Origin of the sequence: Nitrobacter hamburgensis X14 (assembly GCF_000013885.1) — a bacterium.
GTDB lineage: Bacteria > Pseudomonadota > Alphaproteobacteria > Rhizobiales > Xanthobacteraceae > Nitrobacter > Nitrobacter hamburgensis.
This window is the reverse complement of record NC_007959.1, coordinates 217,304-236,663: the sequence shown is the minus strand read 5'-3', so window position 1 is coordinate 236,663 and position 19,360 is coordinate 217,304. Positions and strand designations below refer to the sequence as shown.

Genomic DNA, 19,360 nt, shown 5'->3' with positions numbered 1-19,360 from the left:
CGCGTGCCCGGCAGCGCGAGCCTGTTGTGGGGGCGTTGAGCGCGAGCGACGCCGATGTCCGAGCCCGACAATGAGGTCGATTGGCAGGTCGATTGGCAGGTGGCCTGCGAGCGGGCCGCGATCCTGCGGCGAACCTTCGCGGGCCCCGATGGCCGGTGCGAGCTCAGGCTCTCTGAGGCGGCCCGCCTCCTCGGCGTCGACCGAACCACGCTCTACCGTTGGCGCAAGCGCCATGGTGTCGAGCATCGCGCATCGGCCCTGATGCCGCGCGCCAAGGGCCGGCGGTCGGGCACGCGGATTCTTCCGCGGTGCCTGGAGGAGCTGATTGCGGGCGCCATCAAGACCTTCTATCTGACCGCCGAGGCTCCGAGCCTTGCGGCGCTGGTGTGGCGCATTCAGGGTCAGGCGCGTGAGGCGGGCCTGCGCAAGCCGGCCTGGCGCACGGTGCGGCGCCGGGTCGAGGCCATCGATACAAAAGAGCGCCTTCGCCGACGAGAGGGAGCCACCGCCGCTTCGGCTCGTTGTGAGCCGGTCGTCGCCAGTTTCGACGTCAGTGAACCGCTCGCCGTCGTCCAACTCGATCATACGGTCGTCGATGTCGTTGTTGTCGACGAGGTCGATCGCAAGCCGCTCGGCCGTCCGGTCGTGACTTTCGCCATCGACGTGGCGACCCGCATGGTGACCGGGTTCTATCTTGGCTTCGACGAACCGTCGGTGCTGAGAGCGGGTGTCTGCCTCTCCCAATCGGTGTTCGAGAAGGAAGCGTGGCTGGCGGCGCGGGGCGTCGCCCTGACCTGGCCGGTTTCCGGCTTGCCGCGCGCGGTTCATGTCGACAATGCCGGAGAATTCCATGCCAGCGCTTTCACCCGCACGCTGCAGGATCACGGCATTCAAATCATCTATCGGCCGATCGGCAAGCCGCGTTTCGGTGGCCATGTGGAAAGGCTGATCGGAACGCAGATGGGCGCGGTGCATCTTTTGCCCGGCACGACGTTCTCGAACACGGTTGCGAAAGGGGTTTATCCGTCTGAGCAACGAGCCGTGATGACGCTCAAGGAGCTCGAGCGCTGGATGCTGCTTGAGATCCTCGGGGTCTATCATCAGCGCATCCATGCCGGCTTGTCGCGACCGCCGATCGCGGTTTGGCAGGAGCGAACCCGCGGGTTGGCGCTGCCGGCGCCCAGGAACCGCATGGCGTTCTTGGTCGGTCTGCTGCCGGCCGAGCGACGCATGGTTCGGCGCGACGGGGTACGGTTGTTCGGCATCCGCTATTGGTCGGATGCGCTCGGCGACCTTCCCGGCCGCGGCCATCAACGGCTGGAAGTTCGCTATGATCCCCGCGACCTGTCGCTGATCTATGTTCGCAGACCACAGGGGCAGTTTGTCGAGGTGTCCTACCAAAATCTCGGCCGGGCCTCGATCTCGCTCTGGGAACAGCGCCGGGCGGTCGGCCGCTTGCGGGCGCAAGGGCGCGCGGAGGTCGACGAAACCCTGATCTTCGAGACCATCGAGGCGCAACGGGTGCTTGAGGACGCGGCCCGGCGTGGCTCCAGGGAAGCGCGCCGCCAGATCGTCCGCCGTCCTGCCCCGATCGCGCCGCCGCGAGACGAGCCTCGCGGGATCGGCCCGATCGACACCAATGATGCTCGGTTGCGCCTGTTCGACGTGGAGGTCATTCATGATAAGCATCGTCCCTAACGACGCTCTGCGGGCTCGATTTATTGCGACCGCGAGCGAGGAGGCGCGGATCTGCGACGCCAGAGGCGATCGCTGGATCACCTACCCGAAAGCGGCGGTCGTCCTCGACCAGATGGAGCGCATCCTGGCGCACCCGCGCAACTGGCGCATGCCGAGCCTGCTGATCCTCGGCGAGGCCGGGATCGGCAAGACGCAGATCGATCGGAAGTTTGCGAGGTTGCATCCTCCCGAGATCGGCCGCGAGCGTGGCCGCACCACGATGCCGGTTGTCTCGATCCAGATGCCGCCAGGCGTCACGCAGCGCATTCTCTATCTGACGCTGCTCGAAACGATCGGCGTGCACGGCCCTGCCCGCGCGATGTTCGAGACCAAGACGCAGGCGCTGCGGGCGCTGCGCGATCTGGAAGTGCGGGTCATCGTGTTCGACGAGGTGCACAATTTGCTCGCCGGCGGCTTCCGGGAGCAGCGCAAAATACTCGCTGAGCTGCGATATCTGTCGAACGAGCTGATGCTCTCCTTTGTCTGCTTCGGCACCCACGATGCGCGAGAGGCCTTCGCCGGGGATCCGCAGCTGGCCCGTCGCTTTGGTCTCTCGGAACTTGGCGCTTGGGACCTCGACATGGATTTCGCGGCGGATCGCGACCGTGTTGAGAAGCTTGCCGCTGCGGGTCCCGTCGACGCTCGGGGCCGAGGCCCTGAAGGCTGTCATCAGGCTGACGCGCGGCAACACCGCCCGCATTTTCGAGATGATGGGCGATCTGGCCGTCGAAGCCATCCGGTCTGGGGAGGAGCAGATCACCGATCAGCATGTCGAGCGATGGCGTCCGAGCCTGTTCGAGCGCACCATCGTCGCGTGAGGTGGTCTGGCGCCGCATGCTCCCTCTCTCTGTCGACCGCGTGGCGTTATCGTGTTGCACATCAACGGCAGCACCGGCGATGTTGCGGATTGAAGGACAGCGCGACAAATGGAAAGCGACAGCAGTGGATCGGGGCTGGGGTAGGCCGGTTGCAAGGCTTTGATAACCTTAATGGGAATCATTCAAACGGAACCTATCACGAATATAGCTTCCGTCATAGCGATGCCTTCCGGCGCCTACCCATCACTATCGATAATTCCCTCCTATCGATAGTGTGGACGTCACGGCGCAAATTAGCGAGTCTGACGGCCGACAGCCCGGAAATTTACACCCCGCCAGGCCTCCGATTGACCACAGGATGCGCCCCGTGCCAGCCCCCCTCCTCCGGGCGCCTTCGGGTCGTCGCGGTCGCGCTCAGACTCAGACGTCGTCGACCTCGTCGTTGAGGTGCTCGAAACCAGGCGCCATCTCGCTGGCCTCGATCGCGGCGATGTCTTCGTCGGTCAGATCGACAGCCGGAACAACCCGACGATCGCGGCCGGCCGCCTGGCTCCGCTCGGCCGCACCCGCCTTGTCACCCGCCGCCGGCTACGTGTTGGTCTGCTTCGCGTGGCTACCCATGACGCCTTCTTTCCGTTCGCTCTGGATCATAGCGGAACGGCGCCCTCCCCGCGCGGCCTCTATTGAAAATCGCCGCCCAGTGACTTATAGTCACAATGGTTATCATGGTCATAGGAGTAGATTGTGACAGCCTCCCGCAACACCCCAGCGCCCGACTCTGACCATTGGACGGTGGCCGGCGCCAAGGCGCGCCTCTCCGAGGTGATCGAGCGCGCCCAGAGCGACCCGCAGATCATTACCCGCCACGGCAAGCCGAGCGTCGTCATGGTCTCGGCCGAGGAATGGGCGCGCAAGACGGTCCGCAAGGGCACGCTGGCCGAGTTCCTGATGGCGTCGCCGCTGCGTGACGCCGATCTGGATCTCGAGCGGCTCCGCGATCAGCCGCGCGACCTTGATCTATGAATGTCCTGCTCGACACCAAGGTGCTGTCGGAGGTTCGCCGGTCGGCGCCCGACCCGAAGGTGCTCGCCTGGCTCGACACGATCGACGAGGACCGCGCCTTCATCAGCGTGGCGTCGATCGCCGAGCTCAAGCGCGGCATTGCGCTGATGGACGATGGCCGGCGTCGCGAGGCGCTTACCGCCTGGCTTGCGGAGGATCTGACGGCGCGCTTCGCCGGGCGAATTGTGCCAATCGATCCCGCGATCGCCGAACGCTGGGGCGATCTGATGGCACAAGCCCGCCAGAGCGGCTTTGCGCTCTCCGCCATGGACGGGTTTTTCGCAGCCACCGCCCATGACCGTGACCTCGTGCTCGCGACCCGCAACACCAAGGATTTTGCGCCGCTGGGCGTGGCGCTGTTCAACCCCTGGACCGACGAAGGAGCGCCGGGATGACCGCGCCTGTCCGCCTTCCGGACGCCGCCTCCCTTGAAACCGGGCTGGCGGGGCTGGATCCGGCGTCGGCCGATGTGGGCCTCTTCCCCTGCCCTCAGCGCCGCCTTTCCAGGCTTTGCATTCGGCATCGCGCCGATCGATGGCGATAACCGGCGCGACACCCGGTCCATCATGTGTCCCGACGGCTCGCGACTCGGCGAATTGCGCCCGTGGATGGTGGTCAAACTGGTCAAGGAGACTGGTGACGTCAAGGCGGTCTGGCCGCGGTTGAGGGAGACCGATCTGCAGATCACCGAATGGCGCCGCACGAGCGCCTTCGTGCCGGCGCCGACCGGGCCGGGTGCGGCGAACTATGTTCAGACCGCGCTACGGCTTCTGATGGAGCGGCGCCTATGAACGACATGACTTCGCGAGCCCTGGTCTCCGACCCCGAAACCCGGCGGGCCCTCCAGCTCGACGCGCTCGCGGCGATCCTGCCGATGGAGCGGCGCGATCGGCTCGCCGAACTCCTCACCGACGATGACGTTGCAACGCTGAAGCATCTCGCGCGTGAGGGCATGGGCGAGAACAGCTTGAGGGCGCTCGCCTCCGATCTGGCTTACCTCGAGGGTTGGGCGAAAGCGGCGACCGGTGCCCCCCTGCCGTGGCCGGCGCCGGAAAGTCTGGCGCTGAAGTTCGTGGCGCATCATTTGTGGGATCCGGCCGAGCGCGAAACCGACCCGCAACATGGGATGCCGGCCGAGGTCGCGGTGGCGCTGCTGGAGGCCTTGCTTCTTCGCAGCGCTGGGCCGCATGCGCCGTCGAGGTGAAGCGCCGGCTTGCGAATTGGAGCACACTGCATCGCTGGAAAGGGCAGGAGGATTCGTTCCACGCGCCCAGTCTTCGTACAGCGGTCAGGCTGGCCGTCCGCGCCAGCAACCGGCCCCGGCAGCGCAAGAGCAAGCGAGCCATCACCCGCGACGTGCTCGACCGGCTGCTTGCGACTTGTCGGTCCGATCGGCTCGCCGACACCCGCGATCTGGCGATCTTGCTCCTGGCCTTCGCCTCCGGCGGGCGCCGGCGCAGCGAAGTGGCGCGGCTGCGCGTCGAGCAGCTAAGCGACGAGCCGGATGTGGCGCTCAATCCCATGGATCCGAAATCGCCCAGCTTGCCGTGCGTAGCGATCCAGCTCGGCCGCACCAAAACCGCCGTCGCGGACGAGACGGGCAGGGTGCTTCTGGTCGGGCCGCCGGTCGAGGCGCTGCGCGACTGGCTCGAACGGGCCGATATCAAGAAGGGTCCCATCTTTCGGGCTATCGACCGCTGGGAGGCGATCGAGGAGCGGGCGCTGACGCCACAATCCATCAACCTGATCGTCAAGCACCGTTGCGCGTTGGCCGGACTGGAGCCGAAAGAGTTTTCCGCGCACGGGTTGAGGTCGGGATATCTGACAGAGGCGGCGCGCCAGGGCGTAGCGCTGCCGGAGGCAATGCAGCAGTCGCAGCACCGGTCGGTGCAACAGGCGGCCAGCTACTACAATGATGCGGAACGCGCGCACGGTAGGGCAGCTAAGCTCGGCCTTTATTTAGGCACTCGCCGATTCGCCCCGCGAAGTTGACCGGTGTCAACTCCGGCGACCTTTGGAAAGTTGACACCGGTCAACTCTCGGACGGGGCCATTGATGATTCGGCTGCGAAACGCGGGCGAGACGCGTTAACGCCTCGTTAACCCTTAATTTCTTGCCGAGTGACTCAGAATCGGACTTACTATCCACGCTTTGCAACCGTAAGCGCGAAACAAATGCGTAACTGGGCGAGTGGGCCGTGGATAAAACACTAGATCAGACCACCCTGCAGCAGGAGTCCGGTCGACTTGCGATCCACGAGCTTATCGCGGCGGACGCACGAGAGCTATCTGCAAAACTGCAGGCTCACCGACTCAAGCTGTTTCCCCCAAAAGCCAGGAAGAAGCTTCGGCCATTCTCCTCAGGAGAGGCAGCCAAGCTCATCGGCGTCAACGACGGCTACCTCCGACAGCTCTCGCTCGAGGGCAAAGGCCCACAGCCAGAAACGAGCTCATCCGGACGGCGGTCCTATACATTCGACGATATTCAGGCGCTCCGGACCTACTTAGACGAGACCGGCAAAAGTACGCGCCGTTACCGTCCTTGGCGCGCGGAGGGCGAACACCTGCAAGTCATCGCCGTCGTCAACTTCAAGGGAGGCTCAGGAAAGACAACGACGGCGGCGCACCTAGCGCAACACCTGACCCTTCAGGGATACCGCGTACTGGCAGTCGACCTCGATCCCCAGGCATCGCTTTCGGCGTTGCATGGGTATCAACCGGAGTTCGACATCGAAGAGAACGGGACGCTCTACGGCGCCATTCGCTATGACGACGCCCGGCGCGATCTGTGCGACATAATTCGTCCCACATACTTTTCGGGGCTCGACATCATCCCGGGCAACATCGAGCTCATGGAATTCGAGCATGAAACCCCAAAAGCCCTAGCGTCTCGGCAGACGGGTGATCCGCTTTTCTTTTCGCGTGTCGCGCGCGCTCTTGCTACGGTTGAAGACAAGTACGATGTCGTGGTGATCGACTGCCCGCCACAGCTCGGATTCCTAACACTGTCGGCGCTCTGCGCCGCGACAGCGCTTTTGATCCCAGTGCACCCGCAAATGCTCGACGTGATGTCGATGTGTCAATTCCTCATCATGACGTCGGACCTGATGGCCGTCGTGGCCAAAGCAGGGGGCAACACGAACTACGATTGGATGCGATACCTGGTGACGCGTTACGAACCCAGTGACGGTCCGCAGACGCAAATGGTGAGCTTCATGCGCTCGCTCTTTTCTGACAGGGTTTTGACCAATATGGTGCTGAAGAGCACCGCCATCTCCGATGCGGGCATCACCAAACAGACGCTGTATGAGGTGGAACGCCAGCAATTCACGCGCGCCACCTACGATCGCGCGATCGAGTCACTCGATAGCGTAAACGGCGAAATCGAGAAGCTCATTCAAGAAGCATGGCGGAGGGGTTGATGGGACGAAAAAACCTCCTTGCTGACCTTATCGAAGACAGCGGCGCCGAGCCGGACGTTCGAGTGACCGTCGCCACAGAAAAAGAACCCACACCAACCCTCGGGACACGGGGCGCTGTCGGGGCCATGAGCCGTTCGCTTGAACATCTCTCTGCCGAGCGCGACGCCGCGAAGGCCTTATCGGAACAACTGGCAAGCGGCGAAGCCGTCTTGGAGATCGACTCTGGTCTCATCGATGATTCGATCGTCCCGGATCGCATGACAGGTACGGACGCTGGCTTTGCAGCGCTTACTGAGTCGATCAAAGCGAGCGGCCAGCTCGTCCCAGCACTACTTAGACCACACCCGTCGCAGTCTGGCCGCTATCAGATCGCATATGGCCATCGTCGTGTCCGAGCACTGAGGGAGCTAGGTCGCTCGGTCCGCGCGGTCGTCCGTTCTCTCTCCGACGACGAGCTGGTCATCGCTCAAGGAAAAGAGAATGGCGAGCGAGAAGACCTCTCCTTCATTGAGCGCGCGCGGTATGCCACGTTGCTTGAGGATCGCAACTTCAAGCGCGACACCATCATGGCTGCATTGTCCGTCGACAAGACAGAGCTATCGCGCCTGATATCGGTCTTTCGTGCGATCCCTGCAGAGGTGAGCGACGCGATTGGCGCCGCACCGAAAGTGGGTCGCCGGCGATGGACGGAGCTTGTCGATCGACTCGGCAGCGGGAAGCGAAGCAAAGTCCTAGAGACGGTGCTCTCGAGCCCGCGGTTTCTCGCGGCGCCGTCGGACGAACGGTTTGCTATGGTCCTGTCCGCGGTGACAGTACGCGACACCAAACCTTCTAAGTCGACGACCTGGACTGCAAGCGACGGCAAGAAGGTCGCAAAGATTGAGAGAAATGCAGACCGGTTCGTTCTTGCACTAGACGAGAGAGCTGCCCCGCTATTCGGCGACTTTGTCTTAGACAAACTGCCTGAGCTCTACGATGCCTTCAGGCAATCCAAGGGGTAGACATGATTTCTTCCCATGATCGAAATTGCAGCCGCCACCCCGCGGGCTTCGCCCCCTGGTAGCGCTGTAATGCGTAAACCGCGTTTCCGACAACTACGAAAGGAATCATAAGGCAAAGAAAAGGCCCCCGAAACGTCACCGTCCCGGAAGCCCTCTCATCTCTTTGGCGATTGATAGAGAATCACTTCCGCGAATCGCAGTCAAGTGTCTCGTGAGAGACGGCGTCGTTTTGACGAGCCGATTTCCTTTGCCCTGATGAGGCAAGGACATGCAGTCACACTCTCCAACGACGCCCTTTGGGCGGCGATCGCTGACTCTTGCCCATGTGGCAAGCCAAATGGTGGCAACGACACGGCCACCTGAGAAGGTCGTGCACAAATGGAAGATCTTTCACGCCATCTGCACGGCCCGGCCGCGCCTGGGCGTCTCCGAGCGTTCGCTCTCGGTTTTGAACGCGCTCCTCACCTTCCACCCGGAGACCGCGCTCACCGGCGAAGACGATCTGATTGTCTTCCCGTCGAACCATCAGTTGTCGCTGCGGGCGCATGGGATGCCGGCATCGACGCTGCGGCGTCACCTTGCCGTTCTCGTCGACGCCGGGCTAGTGGTTCGGCGCGATAGCCCGAACGGCAAGCGTTACGCTCGTAAGGGGACCGCCGGCGAGATCGATCTGGCCTTCGGCTTTGACCTGTCGCCGCTGGTTGTCCGATCGGAAGAGTTCGAGAGCCTGGCGGCCGACATCGAGGCGGAGGCGCGGGCGCTCAAGCTTGTCCGTGAGCGGATCACGCTGTGCCGGCGCGACATTGCCAAGATGATCGCTACCGGGATCGAGGAAGATGTCCCGACGCGCAGGGGAGGGCAGGGGCCGGCCGACTGGCAGGAAGTTCATGTCGCGTTCCGCTCGCTCGTCGACCAGATTCCGCGCACAGCGACCAGGCAAGAACTCGAGCCGATCGCCGTGGAGCTCTCACAGCTTGCGGATGACGTGCTCAATCTTCTGGAAACACACATCAAATCCACGAATCCAAGCGCCAATGAGTCCCATACCGAGCGCCACATACAGAATTCAAATACAGATCCCCTTATTGATCTTGAACCTAGCCTTCCACAAGGCAGGGCGGCGGGGGCGGAGCCAAAACTTCAAGCGCCGAGGGTGGGGGAGGGGACTTATCCGTTGGGGATGGTGCTGAACGCTTGCCCCAACATCGTCGATTACGCGAAGGGCGGGATTTCGAACTGGCGCGATTTTCTCGCCACCGCCGCCGTGGTTCGATCGATGCTGGGGATCAGTCCGAGCGCCTGGGAAGAGGCGCAAACGGTGCTCGGCGAAACGCCGGCTGCGATTGTCGTCGCGTGCATCCTGCAGCGCGGCGCTGCGATCAGATCTGCCGGCGGCTACCTGCGCGGTTTGACGCGGAAGGCCGAGGCCGGAGAATTTTCGCTCGGCCCGATTTTGATGTCGCAGATCAATTCGCGTCTCCACGAAAAGCGCCGAGCTTAAGGCGATGGCGACCTTGCCGCCAGTTCCCCGCTTTGCCGGGCATCCTCGACCTTGCCCTGTGGACGCACCTGAATGCGGTACACGTGATCGAGTGACCGTGCTGCGGAGGACTGAAACTGCGCGGCCGTCCTATAGTGCGCGGGTCTCGCCGCCGACGAATCGCTCGCTGCCCGGAATCGCCGGGCGGATCGTACCCGCCAGTGCGTATCAGGGCTTCCGAAATGTCCTCCGTGGGATGGCGCGCAAAAGCCGCGATAAAGGGCATGGCCGTCCCTTTTCTTCGCGCCGCCCAAAGAGCCGGGTGCAGGCGGCGATCGCAGGTCTTTCGTCCGGTCGGCTGTCGCTCCCGGTTGCATGGCTGGATACCTATGGCCGTCGACGCCACGTCGGCCCCTGGAGCCCAGAATTTTCCCCTGCCGGACAACCCCGCAAGCGGGGACCCCGACCGGCATTCCTCGCGCATGCGCCTGCGGCGCCAAAATTCGTGGCTCCGGCCGGGGCGCAGCGCTGCGCTTGCCCTCCGCCCGCCTCTGGCGGCTCCGGCTCTGTTTCGTCTTCCCGGCCATTACGGAAAAGCCATCGCAACGGGGCACAGCCCCACAGAAAAGAGAAAGACCATGCGCAACATCGCCGAATTCACCCTCATTGGTCGGGTCGGAACCATCAAGCAGGTCGGCAAGACCGTTCGCGTCAGCATCTGCGCCAACTACCCCTTCAAGGACGACAACGGTCAGTGGAAAGACGACGCGCACTGGAACGAAGTCACGATCTTCACGAAAGCGATCCAGTCCTACGTGAGCGAGCACGTCAGCAAGGGCGACCTGGTCCACGTGCGCGGACGGCTTCGGCAGAACAGCTATGAGCGGGATGGCCAGCGGGTTTACACCGTCGATCTCATCGCTCTGGAGGTCGGCCGGCTGGCGCAGGCCAGCGAACGCGCCGCGGCATAGCCAAGGGCGGGGAGGCTTCGGCCTCCCCATCGCTTCCGGTTGAAGGCTCGGCTCCGGAACTCGGACGTTCGAACCGTTAGGAAGGAAGTTTTCGCGATCGGGTCTGCCGCGCGAGCCCGCGGTCGGCCCGATTTTTCTTGCCGATCGCCGACACCAGCTCGTCGTAATCGACGCCATTTTTCTTGAGCGCGCGGCGCGCATCTGCGGCCTCGAAGCCGAGAAGTTCAAGCACGCTCATGTTCAGGCTCGAGGCGATCCGCTCCATCGTCCTTAAGGTCGGATTCCCGACGCCGCGCAGGATCGTGTAGTAGGTGCCACGCGCCAGGCCTGTCTTGGGGAGGAAGGCTTCCATGCCGCCGTTCTCGATCTCGAGCTGTTGCAGCCGGATCGCCAACATCTCATTCAGGATCGAATGATCGATGGGCAGCGGCTTGCGAACAGGCGGCATTGTTAACTGGCTTTCGGGTACACGGCGAGAAACGACGTGGGACCATACAGCAGAACCGAGGTCCAGTATATTGGACGTTAGAAACGTTCACAGGCAAGTCCTTGAAACGATTCACCTTGCCGAGCGGCTCTCCGGGCGACGCGTGCCCGCCGTGTTTGCCAGACGCACCAATCTCAGCGAATTGCCGCCGGCGCGCTCAACAATAAGTTCGATGTAATCCGGCTAGGATTAGCGGCTGACGTCAAGATGAAATAGCTCAACCGTGGTATGCCGAGGTGCTGGCAAACTCACGCCGGCTTAAACCTGATTCCGTTCGGAGGCCTTCCAGTCGAAGGCCGGCACCGCTTGGCTGCCGCAGCGTCGACACGAGAATGGGAACGGATCGCCGTTGATCGATTCCGCCTGTTTGCCTTCGTCGACGAGCAGCCCTACAGGCTTGACCGGCCGTCGGCGCGAGCGCGCACCCGCAAGCCACCCTCGAGAAACTTGCGCGCGCATTTGGCGATGGGAGCAGCCTTGCCGCGTCCTAGCCCGGCGATGGCAATGAGACCAGGCGGGGCACAGACATCGGCCGGGCTGGGGCCCCAATCCGTCGAGAAAAAATTCCACGACTGTAAGCCAGAATCCGGAGTCTCGATCGTGCCATCGATGATGACGCCATTCGGCGTCGGTGGATAAGGTGCGCCTGATACCGGGAGGAAACCGTGAGGGACGTGAAATCCATTCTCAAGACGCGTCTCCGCGGATTGGGAGCGGAGCCATTCTGCCGGCCCCTTGAAAGTTGCTCGTGAACATCTAGCTAACATCCACAAACCATCCTGTTGGATGGTAAAAATGGATGTTGCTATGGCCGATAATGTGCGCGAGCTGCGCCCCAGGACGCCCGACACCGAGAAGATCACGGTCAACCTTGGCTATGTCGACCTCGGTCACGTCGATCTCATGGTGAGGGAAGGGTTCTATTCGAACCGGACCGATTTCATCCGGACGGCCATCCGGAACCAGCTCGAACGCCATGCAGATGTCGTCAGGCAATCCACGGCCCGAAAGAGCCTGGACCTCGGGCTGCGAAATTACAGCCGCGAGGATCTCGAAGCGGCGCAGCGCGCCGGCGAGATGCTGCAGATCAATGTTTTGGGCCTGGCCACCATCGCCCAGGACGTCACAGCCGAGTTGGCTCGCGCCACGATCGCCGCGGTCTCGGTGCTGGGCGCCCTGCATGCCACTCCCGCGGTCAAGGCCGCTCTCGCCGACAGGATGAGGTGAAACGATGCTGAATCAAAACATGGTTCGCGAAGCAACCCGCCTCACGCGTGCGGGTCAACTGGTCGAGGCCACGGCGCTCCTGCAGCGCATGCTCCGCGGCGAGTGTGACCCAGGACCGGCGTCCCGCAGCGCCGCCCCGACTCCGCTCGCCAGGCTTGAGCCTCCGACAATCGACACAAAGGCCCGCGAGGAGAGCGAAAGCAGGCCGGTCGCGCAGGCCGCGTCTCCTCAAGGACCCAAACGTCCCGCGCCCTGCGACGGCATGAGGAAGTTTTCCGGGTTCGGCCTGCGAGGCCCGCTCGGACGCGCTCCGCCGTCCACGTCGGATATCGTGCCCGATGGCACAAAGTTCATCGAGAGCACTTTCAGCAACGCGGCGGGAAGCCGGAGCTACAAGCTGTTCACCCCGAGCCGTTGTCAGGGACAACAGCTTCCGCTGGTCGTCATGCTTCACGGCTGCACCCAGTCGCCGGACGATTTCGCCGCCGGCACCCGGATGAACTTCCTGGCGGAAGAGCAGAATTGCTTCGTGGTCTATCCCGAACAGCCGAGCGGAGCCAACCACGCGAAGTGCTGGAACTGGTTCCGCCCGGGCGACCAGCGGCGGGGTGGGGGCGAACCCTCGCTGATCGCCGGCATCACCCGCCATATCATGCAGGACCATGCGATCGATCCGAAGCGCGTCTACGTCGCGGGTCTGTCGGCCGGCGGGGCCGCTGCCGCCATCATGGGCGCGACCTATGCCGATCTCTACGCATCTGTCGGCATCCATTCCGGCCTGGCCTGCGGCGCTGCCAGCGACCTTCCATCCGCGTTCGTCGCGATGCGACAGGGAAACGGGTCCGGCGCAATTGGGAAGGCTGGCTCTCCCGTACCGACCATCGTTTTCCATGGCGATCGCGACACTACGGTGCATCCCAATAACGGCGACCGGATGCTTGAGCAGTCCGCCAAAGCAACCCGTCCGACAAGGAAGGTGCTTCGCGGACGAGTCCCGCACGGCCATGCCTATACCCGTACCATCCTTACCGACGGGGACGGGCTGGCGATGTCCGAACACTGGAACATTCATGGTGCCGGACACGCGTGGTCGGGCGGCAATCCAGCCGGCTCCTATACCGATCCGCGAGGGCCGGACGCGACTAGGGAAATGCTGCGTTTCTTCCTCGAGCATTCGCTCGAAGGGTAGTCGGACTTTACGATTCCGATGGCGGGACGGACGCAAATTAAGATGAATTCGCAGCGCTCGCGCGGATTGGAAAGGCTTCCCGCATCTGTCCCTCGGGAATTCTCGGTCTGGTCGATCTGATGGCGCTACCCCGGCAAGGGCGTGGTGCGGCCCGTGAGCGAGACGGCCTCCGGTCTTCCTCCCGGATCATGTTTCGTTGAAGGCGATCCCGCGTGTCCTGCTCCTATCATGTCGGCGCATTGCGTCGCGGCAAACTTTTGCTGCCATACATGGCAGCCTGAAGCTGGCCGTCAGGGCTCACGCGAAGGCGGTAGGCGCCCGATTCGTTTGAGATGGTCGTACAGAATGCGGTCGATGATCCGAAGCGGATGCGTTCGTTCCTCGGCGGCCATTTGACGGACCACAAGATCGATTGCATCGGGCAAGCGCAACGCATAAGGCCGAGAGGATGATCGCTCGCCGTAGGCGTCGAATGGGTTCCGATCGCGGGCCTTTTGAGGACGCGGCTGCTTTCGCGGGGATGCACCATCCGTCGAGGTGGAGTGCGCCGCTGGCGTGATGACCTGATCTTCATACGTCGGCGTGACGACGACCGGCTTGGCTGCGAGGGTATCTGGTGCCGACGTGTTAACCCGATGGGCGCGGAATGCGTCGCGGGGCAGGGGAGGGCGGCCCGGTTTCTGTGCAGAGGCTGGATCTGTCATGCGGCACCATCGCCCTGGCTTGCCGCGAGTAATTCGCGAACGACCTGGTCGGCGTTGTAACGGGCTTTCCTGATCGACTCGTCCTTGTCGTTCATCTGGTACAACGTGCCATGTCCGCTTGTCATGGTGCGATAGGTAATGCGCCGGTACAGCGCATTGGCGCAGACGGAGACCTTTTCCGCGTCGAGATAGGCGACAACCTCCCTGAGCGGGCGCGTGTTGCGGTCGAGGCTGTCGTATTCGTTGAATAGAACGCGATGCTGGCTCATCGGGAGTCTTGAAGTAGCAGCATGCTGCTCGAGATTACGGATTGTGCGCACGACCTGCGAAGCGTCGAAGGTGTGCACCTTGCAAGGGAGGACGACGAGGTCCGCACGGAGCGCCGACTGGATCAAGACATCCCCGTAGTAGCCCGGAGTGTCGATGACGACGACGTCGTAGCCATCGAGCCGATCGATCGCCTGGGTTAGGGCTTTCTCATCAGGCGCGCGCACCAGGTCCACGCCCTGCGGGCTCAAGCCGCGCGCGACCGACGACGCATGCCATTGGTAGGAAGATCCTTGCGGATCGGCGTCGACGATGGCGGCCGAGTAACCGTGTTTGGCGAACTCGCCGGCTAGGATGATCGCGACGGTCGTCTTGCCACTTCCACCTTTCGGATTCGCCACGGCGAAGATGCTCGGCATTTGGTCCCCCTTCGGCGCCTTTCCCCATTTTGTGGAATTACAACATACGACATAATGAACGTGCGGCAATCACGCATTATCTCTTTCCGGTAAGTCGGGATTGCCGTTTTGCGGCAGTGCGTTGATACGCCAATCCGTTATTCAACGAACGCGGTCATGCCTCATTGCTGCGATGTTGGAATCGGGTGTTGCGGTGTTATCGTATTCGCCTTTTGCGGTGTTGCGATCCTGTCGGGTTACGGTGTTCCGGTATTTCGTTCGTGCGGCAATCCCAACATGACGCAACGCGGCAATGCCACATTGCGGTATTGCCGCAATCAGGCGAAGCCTTGGAGGCGCTGCCCACCACAGGGCTGGAGAGTCCATCCGGACAGTTCGGTCGGACCCAAGCGCCCTTCATGCGTTGCGTGTCTATAACATTCAGTCTATTAGATATTGCTTGACAAGATACCGGTTTGTGGGCCAAACCGGGAAACGGCTGCTGAGCGCAGCCGGAAGCGCTGTCGTGCTCAGGCCGGCATCTCATCGATGCCGGCCTATTCGGCTCCGTCTGACGGCCGGCGAGCCGTGCGAACAGAAAGAGGAGGGGAGCGCCAATGGCTCGCTCCGCTGCAGGACCGAGACAAAAGCCGAGGCTTCGGACCGAACTGTCCGATGCGGATGAGCAGCGTCTGCAAGAGGCCGTCGCATTGTTCGGCTTGCCGAAAGCCGAGGTGGTGCGCCGGCTAATCCGAGCGTCTGTTCAGGCGGGACCAGCCTTGTCGGCCGAAAATACCAAGGTTGTAATCGAGCTCGCGCAGCAGGTGCGCACGGTCGGCCGCAATTTGGCGCAGGTACTGAAAGCCATCCATCGTGGCCAGGCCGTGCGGATCGAGGACACCGAGCCCGTGTGGCGGGGGCTGCACGAGGTCGTCGCCGCCATCAATGATGAACTGACCAAGATGACCGTCGCCTATGGGTCGAAGCTGCGCCGGGAGGCGAAGCTCCCCGTGTCGGCGGAGATATCGCGCGAGGAGGAGGCATGAACCGCGTCGCGGAAATCGCCTGGTGGATCGAACACGTCGAGGCCGCGCGGCGCGCGGTCGCTCAGGGACGGGAGGATCGGCGACGGTCGCGGTCCGCCGCCGCCCTGGACGACGACGTGCGCGCCAAGCGAGGGCGTATTGACCCGCTTCCCAAGATGCCGGCGGCGCAAGCCATCATTCGCGGAGCAACGATCACAGGCAAGCGCGACGAGGAGCGGGCGCGCTCGGTTCCAGTCGCGAGCGGCGGCAGCGGAGCAGGTGCGCGTTCCTCGGGCCCGTCTGGCGCCGCAGCGAGTCCGATCTCCGGGGGATTCAGCGCCGGCGCTGCCGGGATGAACTCCGGCGGCGCCGTCGGCCGGGCTCGCCAGCTTGCCGCCAGCTATCAGCCTGCCGTCATCAAGGTGGTGTCTTATGCGCGTGGCGTCGCGCGCGCCACCGCGACCGGTCAGTATGTTCAACGGGAGGACGTCCCGCTCGAGACCCATGACGGGCGGATGTTGATGGACCGGGAAGCCGTTGCCTATGAAATCAAGGCCTGGTCGACGGACTTTTTGAAGCGTGCGGAAAGCCAGGACGTCGGCACTTTCCGTCTGAAGCTTGAAGGTGTTCCAGATACCGCCGAAGGCCGGGCGACGTACGAGAAGGCGATCGCGGCCGCCTTCTCGGGACATCGCCACGCCGCTCGCGTTGACGTCGACGACAAGGGCGCGCTGGAGGCGCGCGTTGTCGCCGCCATGGCCGGGACCGGCAAGGAACGGTTTCGCATCAGAGAGGCCCAGGCCGCCGATCGGGATCATGACGCTAGACCACGCCGTCTCGATTCCGTTTCCGATGCCGCTGTTCGCGCCAGGATTGAAACGGTCCCGGGCGTTGATGGGGAGGCTGTGGCTATTCGGCCGGGGCCTACCAGCCATGGTCGCGACGGTGTCACCTACAGGCTCAACAAGCTGATCGAGAAAGGCACAGCAATCGACGATCGCGGCAAGAGTCTGTCGAACGTGTCGGATGCGCGGATCGCCGCACGGGAATGGGGGCCGTCGCTTCGGTCGCAATCCGCGCGCGATACGATGCACCTGATCATTTCGGCGAAGGCCGGAACCGATGTGGCCGCCTTGACCGATGCTGCGCGCGCGTTCCTGCACGATCGCTTTGCCGATCATAAGTTTATGTTCGGCGTTCACACGGAGAAGGAATCGGCCGGGCATATCCACGCTCACGCCGTTATTACCGTGAAGAACGAGTCCGGCCAAAAGATCCATCCCAATCGGGACACGTTCGCGGAGTGGCGCCAAGTGTATGCGCAGCACGCTCAGGCGCAAGGCTTGAAGATCGTCGCGACCTCGGCGAAAGAGCGAGCCTCGTCGCAAAGCTACGGTCCGAAAGACAAGGCGATCGTGGAGGCGGCGGATCGGCCGCGTCCCGCACGAGAAGCCCGCGATCGCGCCTATGCCGCCGATCCCCTTAATCAACGCCTCATCGACAATGCGCGGCAGCGGATCCGGGTGGCGAGGACCAATCCCATTCGCCTGCCCATGTCAGCGCCCGATCGTAAGGTGGTGAACGAGAGCATCATCGCCTGGAAGACGGTTGCGGTGGAGCAGCCATCGAACAGGATGGCAAAGGATATGCTTGAGCGGCTGTTGATGGCGCAAACTGTCGGAGCCATTCTTCACACCATCGTCAGGCGCGTGGAGTCTTTGACCAAGGAGGGCGAAATGCCAATGACGTCGGAACAGATGGTCCAAGATCTGCGGCTCATGAACGATGCGGTTTCGCGGACCAGCGACCTGTTGGATGGGGAGACGAAGCAGCAATTTCGAGAGACATCGGCACGCTATTTGGAAACACTCGCCAATCGCATTGATCTCCAGCGCATACAGGAACGCGGCGTCCAGCAGCTCAGCCGGGCGGAGGTCGCAGCCATAGTTGGCGTGAACGCCGAGCGGCTCGTCGAGCGAGCGCAAGAAATTCAGATCAGGGGAGAGCGCGAGGCAACTTCGGCGGAGCGCCTTGCAGACCGGGCAATCGACGCCGAACGGCGGCAAGAGGCCCGCGGTGGCATCGACCCAGCCTCCCAGGAGGAGCTCAGGGCCGAAAGGGCAAACGTCGTTGGTTCGCAACAATCGGCAGCGCGTGAAGCTCGCGAGGCAGCCGCCGCCATTGAAGCCGCACAAGCGATCGCTGAGCACCCGGCACAGCCTTTGCCAAGAGCTTCGATCCAGACCGATGCCTTGGCAAAGCTTCGCGCGGAACAGGAAAAAATTGTGCACGAACTAGAAAATGAAAAATCAAATGTTCAATCAATCAGAGGCCATAGGCACCGCTGAACAGCAAACTTCTAGCAGCGGCCCTTGTGAGAAAGTATCGCTGATACGATTGCTGCCGCGTGTGGAGACACCGGAAGAGCATCCGCATTACATTTGGAGGGTCCAAGTCTCGGAGCGAATCCCACTTTTCTCTTTCAGGCGAAAGGGTCTTCAGTTGCATGCGTGAAAGAGCGGCGGCGCTTCTCATAACGAATTAGAGCCATCCCAACTTAAAGGGTACGGCTCGTATTCGGATTATCCGGCATCCGCAACGGAAGAGAAAAATCGGTATTTCCGATTTTCCTCGTTAGCGCGAGCAACGCGAAGACCTGTACGCCGTTTTTGGCGATGCCGCGATAGCGAACCTTGCGATAGCCGAACTGGCATTTCATCACCTGGAACACGTGCTCGACCTTGGCGCGGATTTTTCCGAAGTGGCGATTGCGCCGGCGTTGCGATATCGACAGGGGGCGCCCGGGCTTCGCTTTCGCCTTCACGGCCCACAGAACGCCCGCTGTTTCCGCCTGTCGTTGTTTGCGGTCGTTGGCATATCCCTTGTCGCCATACACCGCACGATCATCCTCGCGGATCAGATTATCCATGACCTTGGCGTCATGCACACTGCCTGTGGTCACGCCCGCGGTGTGCACGAGCCCGCTTGTCGCATCGACACCGATGTGGGCCTTCATGCCAAAGTACCACTGGTTGCCCTTCTTCGATGAGCGCATCTCGGGGTCGCGCTTCTGTGCCTTGTTCTTCGTCGATGGCGATGCCGCGATCAGCGTCGCGTCGATAATGGTGCCGCCACGCAGCAGAGCACCGCGAGTCTCCAGAAACTCCGCAATCGCGCCGAATATCGCCTTCGTCAACTCGTGACGCTCCAGCAGATGCCGGAAGTTCAAGATGGTCGTCTCATCGGGAATTGTGTCGCGTCCGAGCTCCAGACCCGCGAACGTGCGCATCGAGCAAATGTCGTAAAGCACTTCTTCCGCGCCGGGATCAGAGAGGTTGTACCACTGCTGCAAGCAATAAATCCGTAGCATCACGGCCAATGGAAATGGTCGCCGACCGCCACTCGGACCAGCCTTGGGATAATGCGGCTCGATCAAAGCTTCGAGCGCGACCCAAGGCACCACGCCTGCCATCTCAGCCAAAAACACATCTCGCTTCGTGCGCTTCTTCTTGGCCGCATAATCGAGCGACGCGAAACTCAGCTGGGCCATCCGAGCACCTCCCCGAATCAATA

At 62.6% G+C, this 19,360-nt stretch carries 18 protein-coding genes and 2 pseudogenes; 16 read left to right on the top strand and 4 right to left on the bottom strand.

Annotated elements, in window-relative coordinates; translation table 11 throughout:
- Positions 1-54: 54 nt before the first annotated feature.
- From NHAM_RS21920 to NHAM_RS21870, 12 genes and pseudogenes are all read left to right on the top strand, one after another.
- Positions 55-1,698, top strand: coding sequence for a Mu transposase C-terminal domain-containing protein (locus tag NHAM_RS21920; protein ID WP_011504847.1), 1,644 nt, complete (start codon positions 55-57; stop codon positions 1,696-1,698).
- Positions 1,640-2,251, top strand: a pseudogene (locus NHAM_RS29495) (TniB family NTP-binding protein); the annotation flags it as partial. The gene NHAM_RS21920 and the pseudogene NHAM_RS29495, both read left to right, overlap by 59 nt.
- Before the next feature lie 91 nt (positions 2,252-2,342).
- The gene (locus NHAM_RS28670) at positions 2,343-2,555 is read left to right on the top strand and encodes a hypothetical protein (protein WP_245270099.1); all 213 of its coding nucleotides are present in this window, start codon (positions 2,343-2,345) and stop codon (positions 2,553-2,555) included.
- Positions 2,556-3,002: 447 nt separating this feature from the next.
- The gene (locus NHAM_RS21910; protein ID WP_011504849.1) at positions 3,003-3,242 is read left to right on the top strand and encodes a hypothetical protein; all 240 of its coding nucleotides are present in this window, start codon (positions 3,003-3,005) and stop codon (positions 3,240-3,242) included.
- A gap of 57 nt (positions 3,243-3,299) precedes the next feature.
- Positions 3,300-3,578 carry a type II toxin-antitoxin system Phd/YefM family antitoxin gene (locus tag NHAM_RS21905; RefSeq protein ID WP_011504850.1) on the top strand — a complete coding sequence of 93 codons (279 nt, stop codon included), beginning with the start codon at positions 3,300-3,302 and terminating at the stop codon, positions 3,576-3,578.
- Entirely contained in the window at positions 3,575-4,012 is a 438-nt protein-coding gene (locus NHAM_RS21900) for a type II toxin-antitoxin system VapC family toxin (protein WP_011504851.1), read from the top strand. The genes NHAM_RS21905 and NHAM_RS21900 overlap by 4 nt, the downstream gene beginning before the upstream one ends.
- Positions 4,013-4,084: 72 nt before the next feature.
- A complete protein-coding gene (locus NHAM_RS21895) occupies positions 4,085-4,408 on the top strand; it encodes a hypothetical protein (RefSeq protein WP_011504852.1) in 324 nt (107 codons plus the stop codon).
- Positions 4,405-5,609, top strand: a pseudogene (locus NHAM_RS21890) (site-specific integrase). The gene NHAM_RS21895 and the pseudogene NHAM_RS21890 overlap by 4 nt, the downstream one beginning before the upstream one ends.
- Before the next feature lie 205 nt (positions 5,610-5,814).
- Positions 5,815-7,038 carry a plasmid partitioning protein RepA gene (gene repA, locus NHAM_RS21885; protein ID WP_011504853.1) on the top strand — a complete coding sequence of 408 codons (1,224 nt, stop codon included), beginning with the start codon at positions 5,815-5,817 and terminating at the stop codon, positions 7,036-7,038.
- Positions 7,038-8,039 carry a plasmid partitioning protein RepB gene (gene repB, locus NHAM_RS21880; protein ID WP_011504854.1) on the top strand — a complete coding sequence of 334 codons (1,002 nt, stop codon included), beginning with the start codon at positions 7,038-7,040 and terminating at the stop codon, positions 8,037-8,039. The genes repA and repB overlap by 1 nt, the downstream gene beginning before the upstream one ends.
- A 268-nt stretch (positions 8,040-8,307) precedes the next feature.
- Positions 8,308-9,540 (top strand): plasmid replication protein RepC, encoded by a 1,233-nt coding sequence (repC, locus tag NHAM_RS21875; protein ID WP_011504855.1) that lies wholly within the window; start codon positions 8,308-8,310, stop codon positions 9,538-9,540.
- Between the two features lie 617 nt (positions 9,541-10,157).
- Entirely contained in the window at positions 10,158-10,490 is a 333-nt protein-coding gene (locus NHAM_RS21870; protein WP_041359558.1) for a single-stranded DNA-binding protein, read from the top strand.
- 76 nt (positions 10,491-10,566) lie between these two features.
- On the opposite strand, the gene NHAM_RS21865 is transcribed toward NHAM_RS21870, so the two are convergent.
- Positions 10,567-10,938 carry a transcriptional regulator gene (locus NHAM_RS21865; protein WP_011504857.1) on the bottom strand — a complete coding sequence of 124 codons (372 nt, stop codon included), beginning with the start codon at positions 10,936-10,938 and terminating at the stop codon, positions 10,567-10,569.
- Between the two features lie 846 nt (positions 10,939-11,784).
- Here NHAM_RS21865 and NHAM_RS21855 point away from each other — a divergent pair.
- Together NHAM_RS21855 and NHAM_RS21850 are read left to right on the top strand one after the other, a co-directional pair.
- Positions 11,785-12,204, top strand: coding sequence for a CopG family transcriptional regulator (locus tag NHAM_RS21855; RefSeq protein WP_041359469.1), 420 nt, complete (start codon positions 11,785-11,787; stop codon positions 12,202-12,204).
- 4 nt (positions 12,205-12,208) lie between these two features.
- Positions 12,209-13,393: an extracellular catalytic domain type 1 short-chain-length polyhydroxyalkanoate depolymerase gene (locus NHAM_RS21850; protein WP_011504860.1), complete on the top strand. Its 1,185-nt coding sequence runs from the start codon at positions 12,209-12,211 to the stop codon at positions 13,391-13,393.
- Between the two features lie 290 nt (positions 13,394-13,683).
- Here the strand turns inward: NHAM_RS21850 and NHAM_RS27765 are convergent, their stop codons facing one another.
- Complete coding sequence (locus NHAM_RS27765) at positions 13,684-14,097, bottom strand: hypothetical protein (RefSeq protein ID WP_011504861.1); 414 nt, start codon at positions 14,095-14,097, stop codon at positions 13,684-13,686.
- A complete protein-coding gene (locus NHAM_RS21840) occupies positions 14,094-14,783 on the bottom strand; it encodes a ParA family protein (RefSeq protein WP_011504862.1) in 690 nt (229 codons plus the stop codon). Before NHAM_RS21840 ends, NHAM_RS27765 begins: the two co-directional genes overlap by 4 nt.
- Positions 14,784-15,379: 596 nt before the next feature.
- On the opposite strand from NHAM_RS21840, the gene NHAM_RS21835 reads away from it, so the two are divergent.
- Positions 15,380-15,808, top strand: coding sequence for a hypothetical protein (locus NHAM_RS21835; protein WP_011504863.1), 429 nt, complete (start codon positions 15,380-15,382; stop codon positions 15,806-15,808).
- Positions 15,805-18,135, top strand: coding sequence for a relaxase/mobilization nuclease domain-containing protein (locus NHAM_RS21830; protein WP_011504864.1), 2,331 nt, complete (start codon positions 15,805-15,807; stop codon positions 18,133-18,135). Before NHAM_RS21835 ends, NHAM_RS21830 begins: the two co-directional genes overlap by 4 nt.
- A gap of 209 nt (positions 18,136-18,344) precedes the next feature.
- Here NHAM_RS21830 and NHAM_RS21825 read toward each other — a convergent pair whose 3' ends face one another.
- On the bottom strand, positions 18,345-19,337 hold the full coding sequence (locus tag NHAM_RS21825) for an IS5 family transposase (protein ID WP_011504865.1): 993 nt from the start codon (positions 19,335-19,337) through the stop codon (positions 18,345-18,347).
- Positions 19,338-19,360 lie beyond the last annotated feature (23 nt).

Bases quoted from the DNA above. Each gene is read 5' to 3' on its own strand.
- NHAM_RS21870 (WP_041359558.1), top strand. From the start codon at position 10,158: ATGCGCAACATCGCCGAATTCACCCTCATTGGTCGGGTCGGAACCATC.
- NHAM_RS21855 (WP_041359469.1), top strand. From the start codon at position 11,785: ATGGCCGATAATGTGCGCGAGCTGCGCCCCAGGACGCCCGACACCGAG.
- NHAM_RS21895 (WP_011504852.1), top strand. From the start codon at position 4,085: ATGTGGGCCTCTTCCCCTGCCCTCAGCGCCGCCTTTCCAGGCTTTGCA.
- NHAM_RS21850 (WP_011504860.1), top strand. From the start codon at position 12,209: ATGCTGAATCAAAACATGGTTCGCGAAGCAACCCGCCTCACGCGTGCG.
- NHAM_RS21830 (WP_011504864.1), top strand. From the start codon at position 15,805: ATGAACCGCGTCGCGGAAATCGCCTGGTGGATCGAACACGTCGAGGCC.
- repC (WP_011504855.1), top strand. From the start codon at position 8,308: ATGCAGTCACACTCTCCAACGACGCCCTTTGGGCGGCGATCGCTGACT.
- NHAM_RS21840 (WP_011504862.1), bottom strand. From the start codon at position 14,783: ATGCCGAGCATCTTCGCCGTGGCGAATCCGAAAGGTGGAAGTGGCAAG.
- repB (WP_011504854.1), top strand. From the start codon at position 7,038: ATGGGACGAAAAAACCTCCTTGCTGACCTTATCGAAGACAGCGGCGCC.
- NHAM_RS21835 (WP_011504863.1), top strand. From the start codon at position 15,380: ATGGCTCGCTCCGCTGCAGGACCGAGACAAAAGCCGAGGCTTCGGACC.
- NHAM_RS21920 (WP_011504847.1), top strand. From the start codon at position 55: ATGTCCGAGCCCGACAATGAGGTCGATTGGCAGGTCGATTGGCAGGTG.
- NHAM_RS21865 (WP_011504857.1), bottom strand. From the start codon at position 10,938: ATGCCGCCTGTTCGCAAGCCGCTGCCCATCGATCATTCGATCCTGAAT.
- NHAM_RS27765 (WP_011504861.1), bottom strand. From the start codon at position 14,097: ATGACAGATCCAGCCTCTGCACAGAAACCGGGCCGCCCTCCCCTGCCC.
- NHAM_RS21825 (WP_011504865.1), bottom strand. From the start codon at position 19,337: ATGGCCCAGCTGAGTTTCGCGTCGCTCGATTATGCGGCCAAGAAGAAG.
- NHAM_RS21900 (WP_011504851.1), top strand. From the start codon at position 3,575: ATGAATGTCCTGCTCGACACCAAGGTGCTGTCGGAGGTTCGCCGGTCG.